General features: G+C 40.1%; 17 protein-coding genes. 6 read left to right on the forward strand and 11 right to left on the reverse strand.

Features of this window, described 5'->3' with window-relative positions:
• Positions 1-175: 175 nt before the first annotated feature.
• The 5 genes from M1D71_RS21925 to M1D71_RS21945 form a co-directional block, all read right to left on the reverse strand.
• Entirely contained in the window at positions 176-1,375 is a 1,200-nt protein-coding gene (locus M1D71_RS21925) for an MFS transporter (RefSeq protein WP_458127322.1), read from the reverse strand.
• A gap of 260 nt (positions 1,376-1,635) precedes the next feature.
• Positions 1,636-2,673 carry an ROK family protein gene (locus M1D71_RS21930; RefSeq protein ID WP_458123666.1) on the reverse strand — a complete coding sequence of 346 codons (1,038 nt, stop codon included), beginning with the start codon at positions 2,671-2,673 and terminating at the stop codon, positions 1,636-1,638.
• A gap of 199 nt (positions 2,674-2,872) precedes the next feature.
• The gene (locus M1D71_RS21935) at positions 2,873-3,142 is read right to left on the reverse strand and encodes a hypothetical protein (protein ID WP_458123667.1); all 270 of its coding nucleotides are present in this window, start codon (positions 3,140-3,142) and stop codon (positions 2,873-2,875) included.
• A gap of 168 nt (positions 3,143-3,310) precedes the next feature.
• Entirely contained in the window at positions 3,311-5,194 is a 1,884-nt protein-coding gene (locus M1D71_RS21940; RefSeq protein WP_101314495.1) for a UvrD-helicase domain-containing protein, read from the reverse strand.
• Positions 5,176-7,416: an ATP-dependent nuclease gene (locus tag M1D71_RS21945; protein WP_458123668.1), complete on the reverse strand. Its 2,241-nt coding sequence runs from the start codon at positions 7,414-7,416 to the stop codon at positions 5,176-5,178. Before M1D71_RS21945 ends, M1D71_RS21940 begins: the two co-directional genes overlap by 19 nt.
• Positions 7,417-7,820: 404 nt before the next feature.
• Between M1D71_RS21945 and M1D71_RS21950 the strand changes: the two genes are divergently transcribed.
• The 3 genes from M1D71_RS21950 to M1D71_RS21960 all read left to right on the forward strand — a co-directional run bounded on the left by M1D71_RS21950 (position 7,821) and on the right by M1D71_RS21960 (position 10,627).
• A complete protein-coding gene (locus tag M1D71_RS21950; RefSeq protein ID WP_458123669.1) occupies positions 7,821-8,432 on the forward strand; it encodes a TetR/AcrR family transcriptional regulator in 612 nt (203 codons plus the stop codon).
• Positions 8,433-8,628: 196 nt separating this feature from the next.
• Entirely contained in the window at positions 8,629-9,951 is a 1,323-nt protein-coding gene (locus M1D71_RS21955; RefSeq protein WP_458123670.1) for an amidohydrolase family protein, read from the forward strand.
• Positions 9,952-9,967: 16 nt separating this feature from the next.
• Positions 9,968-10,627: a DUF554 domain-containing protein gene (locus tag M1D71_RS21960; RefSeq protein ID WP_458123671.1), complete on the forward strand. Its 660-nt coding sequence runs from the start codon at positions 9,968-9,970 to the stop codon at positions 10,625-10,627.
• A gap of 147 nt (positions 10,628-10,774) precedes the next feature.
• Here the strand turns inward: M1D71_RS21960 and M1D71_RS21965 are convergent, their stop codons facing one another.
• A complete protein-coding gene (locus M1D71_RS21965; protein ID WP_458123672.1) occupies positions 10,775-12,124 on the reverse strand; it encodes an MFS transporter in 1,350 nt (449 codons plus the stop codon).
• A gap of 7 nt (positions 12,125-12,131) precedes the next feature.
• Complete coding sequence (locus tag M1D71_RS21970) at positions 12,132-13,148, reverse strand: quercetin 2,3-dioxygenase (RefSeq protein ID WP_458127323.1); 1,017 nt, start codon at positions 13,146-13,148, stop codon at positions 12,132-12,134.
• Positions 13,149-13,338: 190 nt separating this feature from the next.
• On the opposite strand from M1D71_RS21970, the gene M1D71_RS21975 reads away from it, so the two are divergent.
• Positions 13,339-14,205, forward strand: coding sequence for an AraC family transcriptional regulator (locus M1D71_RS21975; protein WP_458123673.1), 867 nt, complete (start codon positions 13,339-13,341; stop codon positions 14,203-14,205).
• 65 nt (positions 14,206-14,270) lie between these two features.
• Here the strand turns inward: M1D71_RS21975 and M1D71_RS21980 are convergent, their stop codons facing one another.
• Together M1D71_RS21980 and M1D71_RS21985 are read right to left on the reverse strand one after the other, a co-directional pair.
• Positions 14,271-14,528, reverse strand: coding sequence for a type II toxin-antitoxin system HicB family antitoxin (locus M1D71_RS21980; RefSeq protein WP_458123674.1), 258 nt, complete (start codon positions 14,526-14,528; stop codon positions 14,271-14,273).
• Between the two features lie 121 nt (positions 14,529-14,649).
• Complete coding sequence (locus tag M1D71_RS21985; RefSeq protein ID WP_458123675.1) at positions 14,650-15,243, reverse strand: YdeI/OmpD-associated family protein; 594 nt, start codon at positions 15,241-15,243, stop codon at positions 14,650-14,652.
• Positions 15,244-16,020: 777 nt separating this feature from the next.
• Here M1D71_RS21985 and yidD point away from each other — a divergent pair.
• Positions 16,021-16,248 (forward strand): membrane protein insertion efficiency factor YidD, encoded by a 228-nt coding sequence (gene yidD, locus M1D71_RS21990; RefSeq protein ID WP_458127324.1) that lies wholly within the window; start codon positions 16,021-16,023, stop codon positions 16,246-16,248.
• 100 nt (positions 16,249-16,348) lie between these two features.
• On the opposite strand, the gene M1D71_RS21995 is transcribed toward yidD, so the two are convergent.
• On the reverse strand, positions 16,349-17,515 hold the full coding sequence (locus tag M1D71_RS21995) for an iron-containing alcohol dehydrogenase (protein WP_458123676.1): 1,167 nt from the start codon (positions 17,513-17,515) through the stop codon (positions 16,349-16,351).
• Positions 17,516-17,951: 436 nt separating this feature from the next.
• On the opposite strand from M1D71_RS21995, the gene M1D71_RS22000 reads away from it, so the two are divergent.
• Positions 17,952-18,062, forward strand: coding sequence for a hypothetical protein (locus tag M1D71_RS22000; RefSeq protein ID WP_458127325.1), 111 nt, complete (start codon positions 17,952-17,954; stop codon positions 18,060-18,062).
• A gap of 368 nt (positions 18,063-18,430) precedes the next feature.
• Here the strand turns inward: M1D71_RS22000 and M1D71_RS22005 are convergent, their stop codons facing one another.
• On the reverse strand, positions 18,431-19,378 hold the full coding sequence (locus M1D71_RS22005; protein ID WP_458123677.1) for a helix-turn-helix transcriptional regulator: 948 nt from the start codon (positions 19,376-19,378) through the stop codon (positions 18,431-18,433).
• Positions 19,379-19,470 lie beyond the last annotated feature (92 nt).

Consider the following 19,470-nt stretch of genomic DNA (forward strand, 5'->3'; position numbering starts at 1 on the left):
GCTATTTTGTAACATTTTGTCCAGCTGGTCGGACTGAAGGTCTATATCGTACCAATTGGTCAGTTGATCCTGATCTATATGTATGAAAAGTCTCTCTCGCAGTATAAAAAAACTCCTTCCACTCCGTAGTTGGGGTGAGAAAGAGTTCTTAATGAAGCTTGGTGTTACGTAACAACTAAATCAGTTCCTGCCTTCTTTTCAAATACACATATAACACTACACCAGATGCCGCACAGATTACCGCACATAAGCCGATAAATCCATACCCCGCCTGAAGTCCGCGCAGCAGTCCCAACTGAGTCGTTGAACCGTACAGATTCTTCACGCCCTCAATCACCCAGCCAATCACATAGTTACCAATGACACTACCAACCCCCATCAGAGTAACTGTGAACGTAATCGCAGTGTCACTGCCGTTCGGATATCTGCGTGCGATAAATGCCATCACTGTTGGATAGATCATCGCTATTCCCGCGCCAGATATCGCAAAGAAAATCGCAAGACGCTCTCCCCCTGCAAGCGCCACGAACGTACATACTCCCGAGAACGCCGAGAACAGAATCAGTGACAATACAAATCCGATCCGGTCCGTCAATGGTCCAAGCAGCAGGCGTCCCAGCGAGAACGTGAGGAAGAACGCAGATAATAACCCGGAGGCTTTGACCGTGTCCCACGAGTAGGCTTTTTCCAAGAAATTAACCAGCCACCCCCCAACCGCCAGCTCCGATACCACGCCAAAAGAAAGAATGAGCACCATCAGCCAAAGGGCAGGATCACGTGTTAACGTCTTCAGTGAAGTCCGATCTTCATGCGGAAGATCGTCCCCCGGGAATTTGCTGCGCAGCGCCGCAATAATCGGCAGCAGACAGAGTGACAACATCACCAGATACATGCCGCGCCAGTCCAGTTCGTGACCAAACACTTTCAAGGACATGACACCCGTCGCCAGCAAAGGAGCCACCGTTGAACTCAGTCCATAGAAGAAATGGGACAGGTTCATCATCGTACCTGTGTTTTTTACAAAGATCCGCGCACCCAGAATCGCCAAGGCAATCTCCAGCATGCCGTTACCGATATACATGAAGAAGTACGATGAAGCAAAGAGTGGATAGGTATGAGACACATAAATGAACACACCCGAGAGGATCATCGATGCAAATGATATGATGCTAACCGCCTTGATGCCCCATTTGCGAACCAGAATAGCCGTGAAGGAGCAGGCGATCAGGTACCCTAGTGCATTCAGGGACAATAACGTCCCGAGCTGTTTCTCATCCAGATTGAAGTCGAATTGAATGCGCGGGATGGCTGGCCCCTTAATATTTTCCGATATCCCGAATACGATAAATCCAAGAAAGATCGTTGCCAATTGCATGGCGTACAGCTTGTTGAACTTTCGTTTGTTTCCTTGTGTACCTGCTTGCTGATTCAAAATAAGTTCCTCCATTGTGTTCAGAAAAATGGTTACACTTCATAACTACGATTGCAGTACCATCTTCCGACCGCTGTTATCCCCAGATTTTTCTGATCCCATGTCCTAAAGGGAAAATCCGGTGATAAAGGCGCTCTTCAGATTGGTTCCGCACTCTCCGTTATCGTGTGAGATATTTTGCTTAACTTCATAAAAGTAGTTGTTTACCACTGCTTCTCAATAACCTGAATGCGGTAGGTCAGGCTCTCCAGTGTAACAGCGACTAGACCAGTCACATATTCGCGCCGAGTGTCTCTCTGAATAATCAACTCCGGCATATGCTCCAGTGGAATCACTCGATCCAGACAACCTTGCGTCAGGTCATCCCTCATAGCAGGGTCCGTCGTATCCCCTGTGACTACAATCGTAGCGGGGTTAATGATCGCGATGATGGATACAAGCGTCTGTACGACGAGCTCCTGCAAACCCTCTGTCGTTTTCAACATTCGTAGCTGCTCTTCTCGTGATACGCCAAAAGGTAAGAAGGACACCTCGCCCCCAAATTGCGTATTCCCGGTCAGCGGACGACCATCAATGATAAAGCCTGCACCCGGAAAATGATTCTCCGGAAAAGTCACCACCGCAAAGTTCTTCTCTTCCTCAAATTGCTGCTGGTTATACAGCCCGTAGACCGTCAGGTTCATATCGTTGCCAATGACCACTTCCACGTCTTCATATTGCTCCTTAAGCCTTGGCCCGAGTGGCTGATACATCAACTCCGGTACATCGCAAATGCCAATAACACCGTTGTGTGCCACACCAGGTATGCCGATACCAATCGCCTGCATATTGTGGTGTTGTTCAATCAGATTTGCAATCAGATCCTCTACCACCGGAACATTAATCTCATCCAAAAAGAGCGTCTGTTCGTCCGCCATCTCACCGTTCAGATTGGCATATGTATGTGTGATCGAGTGAATGCCGCCCTCTGTTCGAATAATCAGGCACAGTACGCTTGCGTAGTCCGCATTGAATTGATACCGACTGGCAGGTCTTCCCCCACTCGATTCATCTGGACCCAGATCGATAATCTCACCCGTTTGGAGTAATTCGTTCAAGATGGTGCCGCATGTCGCTACGCTGAGTTTCGTCAGATTCGCAATGGAAGCCTTAGTGCCCACTCCCATGGATCGGAGCGTATTCTTCACCAATTCAACGTTAATACGTTTGACCTGCTGAGTGTTGTGTGATGTGTGTAGCATGGTTAGTTGTTTGCCTCCTTTCGTTCATTTTGAACCATTCAATGAATGTTTTTAAAAGTATTTTAATAATTGAAGTGTATGAGGAATTGCAGGGAAAGTCAATGCTAAATTGAGAGTGAAAAACGTATGGATGGAACGACAAAAAGACAGTTCAAGATCATCTTGTGTGATCCTGCACTGTCCTTTTGTTAAGGTGATTTTATGTAGACTGGCTCATTCGATTCGCCAAGATGCTCTTCTCCAGTCGGACTTTAAATAACTTTCGGTTCAAATCCTGTTCCATGGAATGAAGGTGATATGCTGCTTGTTTCACGGTATCCATGTCTAGCACACCTGCCTGCTTCGCGATGATGTCCATGGCGTCCAGGATGAGTTTGTTGCATGTAATGAGTTGGTCGATGTAATCGTCTTCCTGTTGGACAAATTGTGCGTACTGCAAAGCGAGGTCTTCGCTGTTGGTTCTTGTCATGTCACCACTCCTTTGTATAGAGAGGGTAACATAAAGAATAGAAAAGTGTGGTACGTCGATACGTATCATTTTAGATTGATAATAGATTAATTGCACTGCATGGATCTAAGTAAATCAATACTTATATAATAAATTCCAGTTAATCACATCTCAATAGACAATTAAGCACTATATCTTTTTTACATTTTCTTCTCCAAACCATAATTTTGCTTGATTGATTGCAATTTCGCTAGGATTATGATAAAAAACTATTAAATTTTCTTTCGCTCGGGTACAGCATACATAAAAAATTTTTTGTGTTCTTAAAAAAATTGTTTCTTTTTCTGTTCTTCTACTAAATAAGTAATCAAAGTTATAATCGTTCCATTTCCCATTGTCTAGTATTACAAGAACATTATCAAATTCCGAACCTTTAATTTTATGTTGCGTAGAAAACGGAGTATGCCCTTCTAAATAATAAAACAAATTTTGAAACTCCTGATATTTCACTTTTTTAACTCTATTAAATATATACTCATTTTCATTTATGAAATTATAAAAATTATCGTCTTTACGACAAAGGCGCCTCTCATCTACGAAATCAATAACTTCCTCTATCGTCGAATTGAACATTTGATCTACAATAGAGATAGTTTCGTTTATCTCTTTCTTCATATTTATTGAAGTGATTTTTAACTCAGTTTTTCTGATAAAGTCGTTATATAATTTATCTTTATAAAGTTGAATAATAGTTTGTATCTTGAATAGATGTTTAATTAGAGCATCCCTTTTCGAGCCTTCTTTATTTATATCTTGTTCTTCTTGTTTCTTATCATCAATTAAGGAATCCTTATTCAGATATATTTTGCTAACTTTTGAAAATAGTTCGTTTTTCAATTCATCGTATAGGACACTATGAATAGGATTTTCTGTGATAATATCTTTTCGTAGTTTACTTCTATTTTTTAGTGCGATTAAGTCCACAACTTGATCAAAAGAATAGTCCTCATTGATTTCTATATTATCTTTTTTTATTTTTTCCTTTATTTTATTTTTCAAATCAATTATCGGATCTTTATCATATATCTCCATTAATTCCGGAAACCCTGCTTTAGGAGCTATTAAATTATGTGTAAGGTATAATTCTTTTGTTTGTTTGGAGTCATTAAAATTCCAACCAGCAAAGTACTCTGTCTTTCTAATTTCATTCAGATCATTGTTTGATGAGTATAAAAATTTTATATTACCTTCTCTAATGAATCCTTTCAACATGTTAGGAGCTTTATTGTCAAGGGAAGGTTCTTGGATTAAGCCATCTGACCTTAAATTATTTGCTAAATTAATTACCTTACTAGGGTTTCTACGATTCTGTCTTTTCCAAATTTCCTTAACATCCTGTTTTTCAATATATTTATATAAATCACCAACACCTTTATCATAAATTGATTGCATAGAATCCCCAAAAAAACCTATTATATTCTTCTTTTTGCTTTGCTTAAGATGATCTAAAAATATTTCAATAACTAATTGACTAGTATCCTGGTACTCATCAATAAAAATAAATCTGTAATTATCCTTTAAAATATCGCAAAGTAGGGGGTATTTCTTGTACATTAGATTTGACAACTCCAAAACTTCATCATGTGAAATTATACCTTCTCTGATTCGAACATAATCCTTATACTGAATACCTGACTCTATCGAGTCAAAATATCCCTTATCAACAATACCATCAGGGCTAGCAAATTTAGAATTTTCGTCGTTGATAAGAGAAATCAATTCTTTTTTTAGATTTCTTTGAAAAGGCTTAATCATGCTCCATAAAAATTCATGAATAGTCATTACATACAAATTATTGTGATCTATTCTGTCTTTTATTTCTTTAACAGCAGCATTTGTATAAGTGATACAAGCAATTTTTGCGGTTGGATTATCTCTGATCGCCTTCTTTATAACCATTATTAGAGAATAAGTTTTCCCACTACCTGCCCCTCCACTTAACAAAAAATTATGCCCATTACTGATTAATTTAAATATTTGTTCAACTTCAACTTCTAATTGTTCTTCAACCATAATAACCCTTCCTTTATGTAACTCGGGATATCCCAATTACAATATTTTTTATTGTTTATCTCCTTACTATTTAGTAAGATTTCCATTGCAAAAGATGGCTTTTTATCTACACATTCCTCAGCTAAAAAATAGGAATCTTTTTCTTTATCTTCGAAATATTTTATATTCACTAAACTCTTGAAACTTTCTTTATTATCTATAATAAACTGCCTATTTATGTGAAAAAATGAATCTTCAAAGCTTCTTGCATGATAGGCAATATTTAAAGAGTTTAATTCAGATGTTTGATAAATAATTAATAAATTACCACCATCAGAGGGTAACCATTTTTTCGTTTCTGGATCTTTTAAAAGTATTCTCTCACTGTAGTTCAAATTGCTATAAAAATTTAAAATATCGACTTCTTCACTAGGCTCGCTTATTAGAATCTCTGAAGTTGAAGCTACTTCTTTTCCAAAAGATTGGGAAACAATATAATTGCTGTAATTAACAAAATATTTTAATGAAGCATTTGTAGTCGTGAAGGCCCCCTCATCAGAAACTCTACATTTTATAATTTTAATTTTTTCTTTGCCATCTTCATTTTTCTTAACTTTTTTCATAGCAGAATCTATATCAGTGATTATTAACGATTTTATTCCAATAAAAGCAATGAATTTCTCAAAAATATGAGAGTATGCACCTACCTCTACTATTGAAATATTTTGTGAGAGTAGTGGATTTTCATCCGTCTCTTGATCAATCTTTTTCATCATTGCAGGTAATAATAACCTTTCTGTGTCACCCTCTATGAATATTGCTTTATCCGCAAAAAACAGCTCTGCTCGATGTAACGTCAAATATTGTTTTAGAAATTTAAAATTACTGATTTCTTTATCCTTTTCATATTCTTTCTCTAAATCTTTTAAATTTTTTGCAATAACTTGATTTTGATTAGTTTTATAAAAGTATTTTATATCATTAAAGTCACTCTCAGCAGTAATATGGCAAGAATGAGTTGTAATAATAGTTTGTAAATTGAACTTTTTACCATCGTCACCCTTACTCGCACTGTTCAAAATATCTTTAATATTTTTTATAAATATGTATTGCATTTGTGGATGAGTATGTGCTTCTGGCTCTTCAATGAAAAGCAAGTTTATATTTGCTGGTTCTTCGTTCAGTTTATTTTCAAATCTAAATTCACTTAGAATCAGCTCAATCTCAAATATCATACTTATCAAATTGAGATATCCTAGACCATTATAATTTTCAGGAAGGGAGTGTTCACCATTATGATCATACATTACAGTTGTGTTGTCTTTTAATAATTCTTTATGTTGTAAAGTAGATACAATTTTTATATTAGAGTCACCTTTTCTAATACCGCCAAACATCCCGACCTTTTCTATTATTTTCTCAAACAAATTATTGTACACTTCATTTAAGTGCTTATCTGTTCTGCTTAGAATATCTTTGAATTCCTGTATTTTCTCTGATTCTTGATTCTTTTCTTCTTTTTTCTTGTAATAATTTGATGATAGAATTGATAATGTTTTATCCGAATCGATATTAGATACATTTCTTTTAGCACTGATCATTTTAAAGCTTATAACTTTTTCGATTGCAATCTTCTCTTTCAATAAATCAATGTATTCACTTTCTATTTCAGTTGACGTTTCCGTATCGTAACCAAGTGATTTTTTCGATAGTTTAAAATACTTCTTATGATTATCTCTCAAAAAAATATTCCCTCTGTTTTCAACTTTGCCATCCTCTATCTCTACATTTTTTTTTATGAGTTGTTTATCTTGAAATTCTTTGTAATCATTTCTCATCTTTCTTAGATCTTCTTGTATCAGCCTATATTCAAATTTCAAAACAATTGTTCTATGATTAGGATCTAAGTCCAACATTAATTTACTTATATTGGATAAGTCATCCCCTTCGTCGTACTTTATAAATAACATTAATGATATGCCTAAATATGTACTACTTTCTTTTTCTTCATCTTCTTCAGCTTCTATTCTATTTATCAGATCTCTAAGAAAATCAATGTTAAAGTCATCGAGAGAAAATGTATTTACGTTTGCTTTTGAACCAATAAATTTGTCTAATATTGAAAGTAATGAAGTTTTACCACAATTGTTTTTACCAATTACCAGAGACAATTCCTTTTCTAAATCAAGTTCAAGGGACTTGAGAAGTCTAAAATTCTCAATCTTAACTTTTGAAATTTGCATACTGTTCACTCCAATTCTAATAATAAGAACTTAAATTTCAATTATTTCTACCTCTAAGGCCTTGTTAGATCTGTTACATTTGACCTATAAAATCTTATTCTACATTTATAGACTATTTCCTCTACAAAAATTAGAAGAATTTTCAGAACTAGGACCTAATAACTGAAATTACATTTAGACCAAACTACTCACTTGCTTTTGGTTGAATTTCACTCTAATGCAATATACTCGCCATTCTATTACAAAATTATTAACTAATATCGCTATTTTCTAAGTAGCCATGAGTATCACCGTACCTATGAATTCATAGTGTTTTCAGTATATATTTAAAATATTGACAACCCCCTCCAAAAAGGTCTATCCTAATAACGAATCATCTATTCACTATTAAGGAGTCGTTCCCGATGGTGCAAGCCAAGAAAGACGAAGTCAGGAAAGAGATTGAATACGCGGCGCTCAAAGTCTTTTTTGAAAAAGGTTATGTGGATGCCAAGATGAGCGATATCGCGAATGAGATCAATATTTCCGTGGGCAATATCTATACCTATTTCAAGAATAAGAAAGAACTATTCTACGCCGTCGTGCCGCCGGATCTGGTGGATTATTTGAAAAATGTACTGGTGGAGACGATCCACTTTGATAATCAGACCTTGTTCGAGAAAACGGATAGCGAGCAAAAGTCGGCGCTGTTGCAGGAACAGGTGGATGTGCTACGTAAGTACCGGAATCAGATCGTGATTATTTTCGAAAAGAATAAAGGTACGATTTATACCAACGCCAAGAACGAACTTGTTGAGCTGATGATCGAAACCAAGAAGGCCTATCTGAAGAATCAATATAAACGATATGAGATTGGCACCGAGGAGAACTTGATCTTGCTGAACATTCTCGCGCACAATGTGATCGACATGAACCTGGATCTATTGAAGCGGGATATGAGTGAAGACAGCCGGAAACAAATATTCGAAGCGTTGTATGTATACAGACTGTACGGTATGAAGAGTCTCAACGAATAACGCTCCATCTCATCATTTATGCCGGATAGACAAAGCGTGCAGATCAGATCAACTTCACATGGTTTGCACGCAAAAAACTTCATCATAGATCAGCCTATTTTTTTGACCTAAAAATGAATTAACTATTCATTATTGAAGCAAGTATCTTCGTTACCCTAACTACTCGCTTCACCCATATCCAAAGGAGGAACACAACATGAACACCGCTTACGCATTAAAAAACGTCAATCAGATCCACGGGGATGCGAACCGTAATCTGCAAAAAAACATGTCCATTCTCGTCAATGAACAAGGCCTCATTCAGGATATCGGCCGAGATCATGAGTTGTATATCCCAAGTCACTACACAACGATCGACCTCCCAGGGAAATACGTAATGCCTGGACTGATCAATGCCCACGTGCACCTCTTTGCAGATGGTAAACCGTTCAGTCTCTCGGTCAGTGAAGGCTTCTTGCAGTTTGCCTATGATCGGATATTGAACACGAAGTTCGGCAGAAACGTTTTGAAAAAACGAATGAAACGCAACACACTGACCGCACTCCATGCGGGTGTCACAACGATGCGCAGTGTCGGGGAATTTTTTTACACCGACGTCCAGCTGCGGGATGAGATTAACAACGGTGACTTTGTCGGCCCTAATCTGCTTGTCTCTGGGTTTTTCCTAAGTGTCACAGGCGGGCATGGTGCTCCATTCCTCGCTCTGGTAGGCGATTCTCCGTGGGAAGCACGAAGAAATGTACGCATCAATGTGAAACACGGTGTGGATCTGATTATAATCTGTGTGACGGGTGGCGTGACAGATGCGAAAATGGTGGGCGAAGCTGGCCGTTTACAGATGACGGTGGACGAAGTTGCGGCGATCTGCGATGAAGCTCATAAGATTGGCTTACGGGTGGCAGCGCATGTGGAGAGCACGGAAGGCGTAAGGGTCGCGTTACAAGGTGGTGTCGATACCATTGAGCACGGTTCGGAGATGGACGACGAAATCATTCGTTTGTACAAAAATAATCCCAATGCCCTGAATGGCTACACCGCACTCCTCCCCACCCTGCAAGCCGCTTATCCCTCCGCTTCACTGGATACGAGCGTAACGAAGGTAAGTGCAACGGTAAAAGAGAATTCCAGACTCGTCTACGATTCAATGCTCAAAGGCGTAAAACAGGCGATCGAAAACGACATCACCATCGGTATAGGTACTGATGCCGCTATGCCTTACGTGACTCACTATGATATGTGGAGAGAGATGGACCATTACATGAGACAGGCCAACCTGAACACCAAACAGGTCATTGACATGGTGACCCGAACCAATGCGAAGATCCTCGGTGTTGACGATGTTACAGGGACGGTGGATATCGGGAAACATGCCGATCTGATTATCATGGAGCAAAATCCGCTCGAACATATCGAGGCCTTGTCTGACATCGCTATGGTCATGGTCAAAGGAAATCTAATTCAAACACCATCTGTCACAAGAATCAAAGAAGTCGACGATGTTCTAAACTCAGTTTGGTGAATTCAGGAGTGAAATCATGCTTGGTATATTGATCAATTGTTTTTCCATTATATGCGGAAGTACCCTTGGAGCCATCTCCAAAAGGTTCATGAATGACGGTTATAAGTCCATACTCAATCAAGTGATTGGAATCAGCGCGCTCATCATAGGCATTAGTACAACCATGAGCAGCATATCCACCAGCCAATATCAGATTATGTTTATCATTTTCCTCACCTTAGGCGGCATCATTGGACAACTGATTAAACTCGAGAACATCTTGTCCAACATCATGACCAAATTCTCGTCCAATGGCTTAAATGAAGGATTAACGGTTGCCATATCATTGTTGTGCGTGGGATCGATCCCGATTCTGGGACCACTACAAAGTGCGTTACAGGGGGATAATACCTTTTTACAGATCAATACGATTTTTTCCGGCATTACCTCATTGATTCTGGCATCCACCTTCGGGATCGGCATCATCTTCTCAGCGTTCATTTTATTGGTCATCGAAGTTCTAATCTTCTTCTCGGCTGATTTCTTATCCGTTTTCATGACAACGAACATCATGAATGAAATTACTTTGATTGGTGGTATCCTGGTGCTATGTACGGGATTGAACATCTTGAAGATTACGAAGATCAAAGTGTTGAATCTACTGCCTGCCTTATTTATTCCGATCTTTTTACTGTAGCTTCAGCATATTGGAATCTTTCCGTAAATATAAAAATAACAAATAGGCTGCCCCATCCCTTTAGAGGACTTGTGGGACAGCCTGTTCAATAACTTGCGTATGACAGAAAATCTCTATCGATTTTAAACCGGCGATACCAGGTACAACCTAGGATGATCCAGATTCGGACACTCTTTTTCTGGTAAAGGAAAGAAACAATACCGCTGAGACTACAATCCATATCCCGAAAAAGATATAAATTGAACCGAATACTTGAGTGCTTGCCCCTTTTGCATCCAACGTGGTTCCAAGAATCGATGTTCCGATCGCACCAGCGATGAAGCTGCACATCATATAGACACCCATGCCAACACCCGCCTCATGCCTCGGCAACGTTCTGGATACGGTATTCGCAAGAGCAATCTGGGCAAACGTCAGCCCTGTGTTCGCAGCGATAAGAACGAACAGAACCACACCATACGAACCACCTGTAAAAAGGTACAATAGCGTATACGCAATGAATTGCAGTCCAAAAGCCCACGAAAACAAATAACGATTCCCTTTTTTATCCGTAATGCGCCCGCCCAAGAGTCCAAATAATGCGGCAAACAAGGCTCCAGGCGACATCACTAATCCGATCTGTAACGCAGACAACTGATGGAGACTGGTTAACATCTGGGGGATCAGATAAGGCACACACAGATTCAAAGTCAACACCATGGACCCAATGAGAAGTCCGCGAGAGTAGCGTTTGTTTTTAAACAAATCAAGAGATATAAACGGTGCTGACGATCTTCTCATCCTTATCCAGAATAGCACGAGGGTCAATAACATCAACAGCATCAAGAGCAAGCTTTGTCTTGTAATCGCAAGCATTAACAGCGTAATGACACCCGCCAGCAATAGACCCCCTGGAAGATCTGCCTGTCCTTTTACCCCCTTGTCATTACCCAGATATTTTCGAAAGAACGGTAACGTAACAAGTACCAGAATGGAAATCGCGAAGAGAAAACGCCAGCTTGCCATACTAAGAACGAACCCGGCAATGATTGGACCAATAGCTGTCCCAAGAGCCATACCAGCCGAAGTAATCCCCAATGCTCTGCCGCGATTCTCTTCAGCCACATACCGAATTGGAATCAACATGGAAGATGCCGGAATAACGGACGCACCTACCGATTGTAGAATTCGAGCCACAATGATGAACATATAACTGTCCGCCAGTACTCCGATTAGTGACCCCATTGCAAAGCAACATAATCCAAATGTAATCAAATTTTTCAACTTGAACATATCCGCCAGCTTGCCATACGTTACCGACCCTATGGCGTATATAATAATATATGCCGTTACCACCCAGCTAACCTGGGAAGAGGTCAGTCGAAATTCCGCTCTAAGATCAGGCAGTGCCACGTTAAACATGGTGGAATTCATCACGGAAATAACCATCGCAAAGGCTAAAATCCAAATTAATTTATACGATTGTGATCGTTGTGAAAGGTTCTTTTTTTTATCCATCATGTACTCATTTGCGATGCAACGGTGATTGGGCAACCACTTTCAGATCCAGTGTATTCATATTGGCCATCACGCGGTCCATCCGTAACGGGCCAGGTTCATTTGGGAAAATAAAATGTTCATAGGGTTCTCCCAATATACGGAAGAATGGCTCAAACAAACCAGACGCAAGCATTCCAACAAAGCGGGTATACGGTGCATCCAGACGATAGGCATGGGTAGTACCTTCCGGTACATGGAGGAAGTCTCCTTCATGAAGCTGAATCTCTTCTCCGTTCGCCCACATGGTCATCTGGCCTTGTACACAATAAAAAGTCTCCACATGGCTCTCGTGATAATGTTCTACAATAGGTTCGCCCTTCGGCCCTTCGGTAGATACGAAAATGTAGGCGCCATCTGTATTTTTCTGAGAAGCAAGAATGCGATGCAATTGATCTCCCGTTAAGAGACGATCTCCTTCCCCGCTCTCCAATACATAAGGAACGACTCCGCCGTCTAATACTCCCGTCTCAACAAGCTCGGAATCGCCCCACTGCAGCGTTCCATCCTCAAAACAAATATCGGCTACCTTGGAGGCTTGGATCAAATCCTCTTTCGTCCATTCGTGTAGGGGCTGCGGCGGGTAATCCTTGAAAGAATAGGCCAAACCAATTACAGGAAAGATAGACGTGATATTTCCCGGTAGCGAATAGGAAACCATACGATTTCGATGACCTGCAAACCGATAGGCATGTCTTGTCCCTGGCGGTATGTGTGCATAGTCACCAGCAGTTAGCAGATGATACTGACCTTCGATCATCAACTCAACTCTTCCCTCCAGAACCATTAATGATTCGTAACTGCTGTTATGAAAATGGAGGGGAAACTCCTCTCCCTTACTCCCAGCGATGGTGAACATTTCGAACTGTCCTCCTGTGCTGTCAGCATCCGCCATGATCGTAACTATCTGTTTACCAAACGTATAACTCGTGCCCTCTCCTTTACGAAGTAAATAAGGCTTTCTTGTCTGAGGCAATGTACTCATTAATGTTGATGTCACTTGATTCTCTCCTCCAATCCTTTATTCATGTTCATTTTAAGGACTTCACCCTATATAAAAAATGGTCTAAGGCGACCAGCCTATGGGCAAATGCGACATCTGATTGATTGAAGTCATTCGCTTGATCCATTAAAATTAAATAATAAAAAATTGAAGAGGGAGGGGCCTCCTGTTTATGAATTTTAACGATTCAACCTATTACATGGAGCACCCTTTCCATGACACTCCCATTTCCATGCATCCGGTAGAAATACGAAATAACCAATGTCAAAAGCATGCGCATTCCTTCTATGAATTGTCTTATGTATCGGCAGGTCAAGGAACACTCTCGATCGATGACAGTTGTATCCCAATCGCTCGTGGAGACCTGTTGTTCATTCCTACAGATACGAGACATGTGTTCCAGACCACATTGAATCAGTCGGTCACGCTCATGAATTGCCTTGTGGAGAAACACATATTATCGGGGCCTCAAGCTATCGGTGATCGCATGATCTATGATGATATTGATGAGCTCACTCATACATTCCGTACTTTAGGGAACGGCTTCAAAGTATCTGAGCACAAGAAAGAATTCGGAAAGATCATGTACTCTTTACACCTTGAACTTCAATGTAAGGAGTCAGGATATCGATACCGGCTGTATCTTCATCTGATGGACTTGTTAACTCGCATACGGCATGCCGAGCCAAGTGATCTTCAGTCTACTCAAGGGGACATGACCGACCACATTCAACTTGCAGTGAACTATATATCCAATCATTATGATGAATCCGCCATTCTTACTCGTTTGTGCGAGCGATTTGCCATAAGCCCTCGCCATTTCCAAAGAACATTCAAGCAGGTTACCGGGCTTACCCTTACGCAGATGTTACAAAATAAACGTATACAACGAAGTTGCGAACTGTTATCCGAAACCGATTGGAGTGTGCAAACCATTGCCAGAGAGGTAGGAATACAGGATATGAAGTACTTTTATCGGATATTTAAAGAAAAATGTGGGATGACCCCTAAAGAATTCAGGCAGCCTCAAGGGTCGTGATTCAAAGAAGTCGATGATGTACTAAATTCAGTTTGGTGAATTCAGATATGTAAATATAGAGTTCATCAATCATACGTAATACTTGCTTCAATTAAATACGCTTTATCTTTAGAGTTCAAAAATTGAGGCATTATTCTTTGAGAAGGCGGAATATCTTCAACAGGTTCTCCATCCAAAAATAATTCAAGTGCTTCTTTCGCCATGAATAAGGCTTCTTCAACTGAATCCCCACAGGTGATACATCCAGGCAAATCAGGAAATGTAACATTAATTCCATCTTCGGCAAGATTAAAAACTGCGTAGTATTGGTAAGTTCGAATCATATGGGACACTCTCCTGTTATCTACACTTTTAGAAAAAACAGCAAAAAGCCTTTCGGATTATATCTGAAAGGCTTTCAACTCGTTTTCACTCTTAATTTCCCTCAAATATATTGTTATAAGATTAATCATTCAATCCTTTACCTTCCAGGATCGGCTGCATGGACTTCTCGATTCGTGACACTTTTGTTTTGGATTGTTTCGGTTGTGAGAAATAATAGAGATATGCCCGCTGCCGTCCGGGTGTCAGTGCTTCAAATGCGGCCTGGAAGGCAGGATTCTCATCAAACTGCTGTTGAAGTTCCTCTGGAACGCTATATTCGGCAGTCTTTTTCATTTCCACCTGCAATCCTGCCTGTTCCACTTCAATCGCTTGCTGGATATAGGCTTTGATCATAGCCTCCTGCTCCACAATCTGCTCCAGACTAGTGAAGCGAAGCTGGCGTTCTGCCTGTACATTCTCCGTTTGCTGGACCAAAATGCCGTGTGTATCCTTCAGCAGAGCACCTTTGAAAAACAGAATGGCCACGTACTCTTTGAATCCATGGATTAAAACGATGTTTTTCCCATCCAGCATGTAACAAGGGTGCATCCATTTCATATCCTCTGTCAGTTCAAAATCCCGAATAATCTCTCTCAGCTTTGTGGACTCTTCCTTCCACGTTTTGAGTTTCTTTAGATAGCCATCAACTTTGCGATTCCCACTTGTATCCGTCATGGAGAAATCCCTCTCTTTATCTCATGTTCTTATAGGTTCAATTGTACTGGTTTTCAGTGGATTGTACAGCGTTGCTTACAGAGCTTTTATTGACTTTTCCACTTGAATTTAAACCTTAATAGCAACAAAGACCATCCTGTTAGATGGCCTATCATTTAATCCAATCTCATCTAATAAGTTTCAATCGACAGTTCACCATACCCATAGTAAAATAATGGAATGTCTATTATCATAATTCCAACATATGAAAGGATGATTTAAATGAGAGAGTACACAGTCGTTCCAGGTCCCAAAAATGTTCAAGTAAACCGAGGTGATACTCAGGCTGCTGTTAATTTATTTTCTGATATCATCAATCACAAACACAATCCGGGTGGATCTATCAATCCATGGAGTCGCTAGCTGTCACCGAGAAGCCCGGTTGTCTCCAGCAACCTGTTATAACGCATCATTATATGCTGATTTTCTACAGAGAGATTTAATAATAGTATAACAATCATGAGAAACTCAGAATCTGAGGAACTGATATATAATAACATGCCATCCGAAGAAGAACTTATTAGACTCTTACATACACATCATGAAGAAAACGATCCTCGAAGCAGTTTCTATATAAGAACTCATGTTATTCCAGAAATCGATTGGTTGAAGTCTTTGCTTAACGTTACACTTGCATTATTCACAGGGCTAATCGTCTCTATGATATGTTTCTATCTCTTGAATCCATTCATTCCAGTGTATGCTTTGCTGAGTGCCCAGATTATTTTCATAGCAAGTATGTTCTTCATCGTTCTACGACGTGCTAGAGTGATCCTGATATGGAGTATTAGAATTTATCAACGTTTTGCCCCCATTGAAGTGAGAAACAAGTGTCGTTTTGAGCCAAGCTGTTCTGTGTATATGATTCAAGCTATTGAGAAATACGGGGCGGTCAAAGGTCTTTCCCTAGGGATTCATCGTCTTCGAAAATGTAATATCAACGGTGGAGGATATGATTATCCTTAAAGCAAAAAGGCCCATAGACAATCTATGGGCCTCTTGGTTTGGTTATCATTTCTGGCTTACGCTAAAATCCCTTAATTTAGCATTTGAGATAGTCTTTATCTTAAAAATTTACGTCGATGCCATAGAATGCAGCTTCATATAATTTTCTCATTTGTTCAGCGGACGTTTCTCTAGGATTTGTGCCTGTACATGGATCTTTCATTGCATTGACAGCCATGGTTGCTACATGCTGGAAGAAGTCAGCTTCTTTAATACCAAACTCTTGTAATGTAGCGGGAAGCCCCATTTCACGGTTAATATGACGTACCCATTCCACTAAGGAATCCGTTAATTCCTGAGGAGTGTCCCCTTTTAAATTTAGACGAGCCGCGAGATTAGCGTAACGATCTTCCACGACTTTGCGATTAAACTGAATTACGTACGGCAAATAGATGGCATTTGCTAATCCATGAGGAATATTGAAAATCGGACCGCTCTTGTGTGCCAAACTGTGAACATTCCCCAAGACTGCATTAGCAAATGACATACCTGCCATGGCCTGAGCATAATGAACTTCCTCTCTTGAAGCAATATCCCCTTGGAACGAAGTCAGCAAACGATCTTTTAGTACCTCAGCGGCTTCAATCGCAAGTGCATCGGTAAAAATCGTACGTGGTTTAGCCACATAAGCTTCAATGCTATGCGTTACTGCATCCATACCACTGTAAGCAATCATATGTTGAGGCATATGACTAACCAAAGCAGGATCTATAACAGCCATATCCGGTGTGAGCCCAAAATCTGCCAAGGGATATTTAATGCCTGTTTGCTCATCCGTAATCACCGAAAGATTGGAGATTTCCGCAGCCGTACCACTGGTAGTAGGAATTCCAATAAATTTAGCTTTGATTCGAAGCTCTGGTAAAGAAAAAGGAACAGCAGCTTGTTCAAAGGTCAGTTCTGGGTACTCATAGAAGATCCACATCGCTTTTGCAGCATCCATTGGTGATCCACCACCTATACCAATCACCCAATCCGGTTGGAATGTTCTCATTTGTGCAGCTCCAGATTGGACCATAGCCACAGTAGGTTCAGTATTAATCCCTTCTATAAGCAGTGTTTCCATGCCTGCTTCTCCAAGTAATTGTGTTATTTTATCCAAATGACCTTGCTTCTTAATGGAACCTCCACCAATAACCAAAGCGGCCTTACGGCCCTTTAACGTTCTCAAAATATCTAATGCATTCTCTCCGTAATAAATATCTCGCGGAATTGTAAATCTGTTCATGTTAAGTTCCTCCCCTTGCTGGTGTCTTGATTACATTTCTTAGTATAGAAGGCCTGTTTCATTTTGGTAAGTACGCACTTTATTTACAGATACTTACCTATAAGTTGCATAGTATCCTCAAGTAAACCAATCACTAACTTACAAATGAGTGATTTAACAAGTGAAAACTTCGGAAAGAAAATCTAGCTATAAATACGGTACTCTCGTTCTTTAATTCAGAATGATATCCTTTTAAAACGGAACCGAGCAGTTCTGTATATGTAAAGGTTTAATAATTAGTTTCTACATTATAGGGGGAATTAGTCGTAAAAATTGTACAACTCCATGCGTTTGGAGGCCCAGAACATATTCGAATTATCAGCTCCAAACAGCAGAATTAGGAACAGGCGAGGTACGTATTCGGGTAGAAGCAGCAAGTATCAGCCGTGATACTTCTATTTTTTATGAGGGAAAATATTCCAGCCTGTATAGTAATGCACAACCAACATTGCCTTCCCGGTTCGGAAGTGAAGTTGCCGGAATCGTAGAGGAATCACATTGGGTATAAATTATGGTATGTTGTCAACTTCTTTTCTTAACTGATCATTACTCGCAGCAGCAGTTCTATTCAATCGATCTTCTAACATTTCGTATGGGCTAAATAGAAAAACAGCATCGATTACAAGTTCAGTTTTCGAAGACCAGCGTGTCCCTAGACCAAATCACGAGGTCTCCCCCGCTTAATTTCTTCTGGCTTTTCATCAGACAACCTCCCGTTCCGTTACAGTTCAGGATCATAGCTGGAGACACAATCATTATAGAACTGTTTCGTTCTATAAACCGTAATGTTATTCTTAATTTACAGCGCTAATAAGTTCCGGGTGATGCCTTTAGTAATATACCAAAGTATAAAAAAACACTACTGACAAGAGTATGTCAGTAGTGTTTTAAGATATTTTTGGCTACTTCCTGCATTCGGAAGCGTAAAGGCTCTGGCTCCAAGACCTCGATATCTCCACCCCAGCCAAGTAAATAATGCAATATTTCCTCCAGATAGCGGACACGAAAGTGAAAAATGACACCTTCCTCTTGCTCCTCAATTGCATCCATGTAAAAATGAAGGGCCTCCATAATTTTGTCAGCAATTTCGGGTTTCGCCCTAATTAATACCTGTTCGTTACGGTCTTCAGGAGGTCGATAACTGTTCAGATCAAAATCCGGCGGCAACAGGAAATGATCCTCCAGCACGGAAAGTTCAGTCATGCGTGACAAACGAAAATGGCGAATATCTTGCCGCATATCACAACGTGCGATCAACACCCAATTCTCCTGAACAAGTGAGAGTCCATATGGTGAAACCTCACGCATGTTATACCGATTGCCATCCGTTCCTGGCATTTTTTTCAGGTACATAAAGCTGATTTTACGTTGTTCCAAAATGGCATTACGTATTTGGTTAAGGTATGTTTTCACTCTCGCTCTGGTTAAGGGCTCAACCGTATGAAGCAGCCTCATCGTTTCCCGAACACGCGTTGATTCATTACGAACGGATTCTGGTAAAATCGCTTCAATTTTTCGTTGAGCCGACTTAGCCTGCATCGCGTATTCTGTATCCATTCTCTGTTCGATAAAATCAGCTCCCATGAGCAGGGAAACGGCTTCTTCTGCTGTGAAGCTTACCGGGGGCAGGAAATATCCTTCCATGAGGGAATAACCATGACCCGGAGCTCCCATAATTGGAACGCCAGCTTCACTTAAGGCCTGAATATCTCGATATATCGTCCGTACACTTGTCTCAAATTGAGCAGCTAAATCTTCTGCTCTTAGCATCTTTCTTCGCTGCAATTCAAGCGTAATCGCAAGCTGCCGCTCCGTTTTGTTCATTTTCCAAGCCCCCACCGTTTCATCATCCAAACCTAACTCATTCTATCACAGTAGCTAACAACGCAAAAATCATTATCCATTGAAGGAGTTGC

Source organism: Paenibacillus sp. Z3-2, assembly GCF_054161325.1.

Excerpts from the sequence above, each read along its gene's own strand:
- M1D71_RS21925 (WP_458127322.1), bottom strand. The coding sequence starts at position 1,375 with ATGCAATTGGCAACGATCTTTCTTGGATTTATCGTATTCGGGATATCG.
- M1D71_RS21930 (WP_458123666.1), bottom strand. The coding sequence starts at position 2,673 with ATGCTACACACATCACACAACACTCAGCAGGTCAAACGTATTAACGTT.
- M1D71_RS21935 (WP_458123667.1), bottom strand. The coding sequence starts at position 3,142 with ATGACAAGAACCAACAGCGAAGACCTCGCTTTGCAGTACGCACAATTT.
- M1D71_RS21940 (WP_101314495.1), bottom strand. The coding sequence starts at position 5,194 with ATGGTTGAAGAACAATTAGAAGTTGAAGTTGAACAAATATTTAAATTA.
- M1D71_RS21945 (WP_458123668.1), bottom strand. The coding sequence starts at position 7,416 with ATGCAAATTTCAAAAGTTAAGATTGAGAATTTTAGACTTCTCAAGTCC.
- M1D71_RS21950 (WP_458123669.1), top strand. The coding sequence starts at position 7,821 with ATGGTGCAAGCCAAGAAAGACGAAGTCAGGAAAGAGATTGAATACGCG.
- M1D71_RS21955 (WP_458123670.1), top strand. The coding sequence starts at position 8,629 with ATGAACACCGCTTACGCATTAAAAAACGTCAATCAGATCCACGGGGAT.
- M1D71_RS21960 (WP_458123671.1), top strand. The coding sequence starts at position 9,968 with ATGCTTGGTATATTGATCAATTGTTTTTCCATTATATGCGGAAGTACC.
- M1D71_RS21965 (WP_458123672.1), bottom strand. The coding sequence starts at position 12,124 with ATGGATAAAAAAAAGAACCTTTCACAACGATCACAATCGTATAAATTA.
- M1D71_RS21970 (WP_458127323.1), bottom strand. The coding sequence starts at position 13,148 with ATGAGTACATTGCCTCAGACAAGAAAGCCTTATTTACTTCGTAAAGGA.
- M1D71_RS21975 (WP_458123673.1), top strand. The coding sequence starts at position 13,339 with ATGAATTTTAACGATTCAACCTATTACATGGAGCACCCTTTCCATGAC.
- M1D71_RS21980 (WP_458123674.1), bottom strand. The coding sequence starts at position 14,528 with ATGATTCGAACTTACCAATACTACGCAGTTTTTAATCTTGCCGAAGAT.
- M1D71_RS21985 (WP_458123675.1), bottom strand. The coding sequence starts at position 15,243 with ATGACGGATACAAGTGGGAATCGCAAAGTTGATGGCTATCTAAAGAAA.
- yidD (WP_458127324.1), top strand. The coding sequence starts at position 16,021 with ATGTTCTTCATCGTTCTACGACGTGCTAGAGTGATCCTGATATGGAGT.
- M1D71_RS21995 (WP_458123676.1), bottom strand. The coding sequence starts at position 17,515 with ATGAACAGATTTACAATTCCGCGAGATATTTATTACGGAGAGAATGCA.
- M1D71_RS22005 (WP_458123677.1), bottom strand. The coding sequence starts at position 19,378 with ATGAACAAAACGGAGCGGCAGCTTGCGATTACGCTTGAATTGCAGCGA.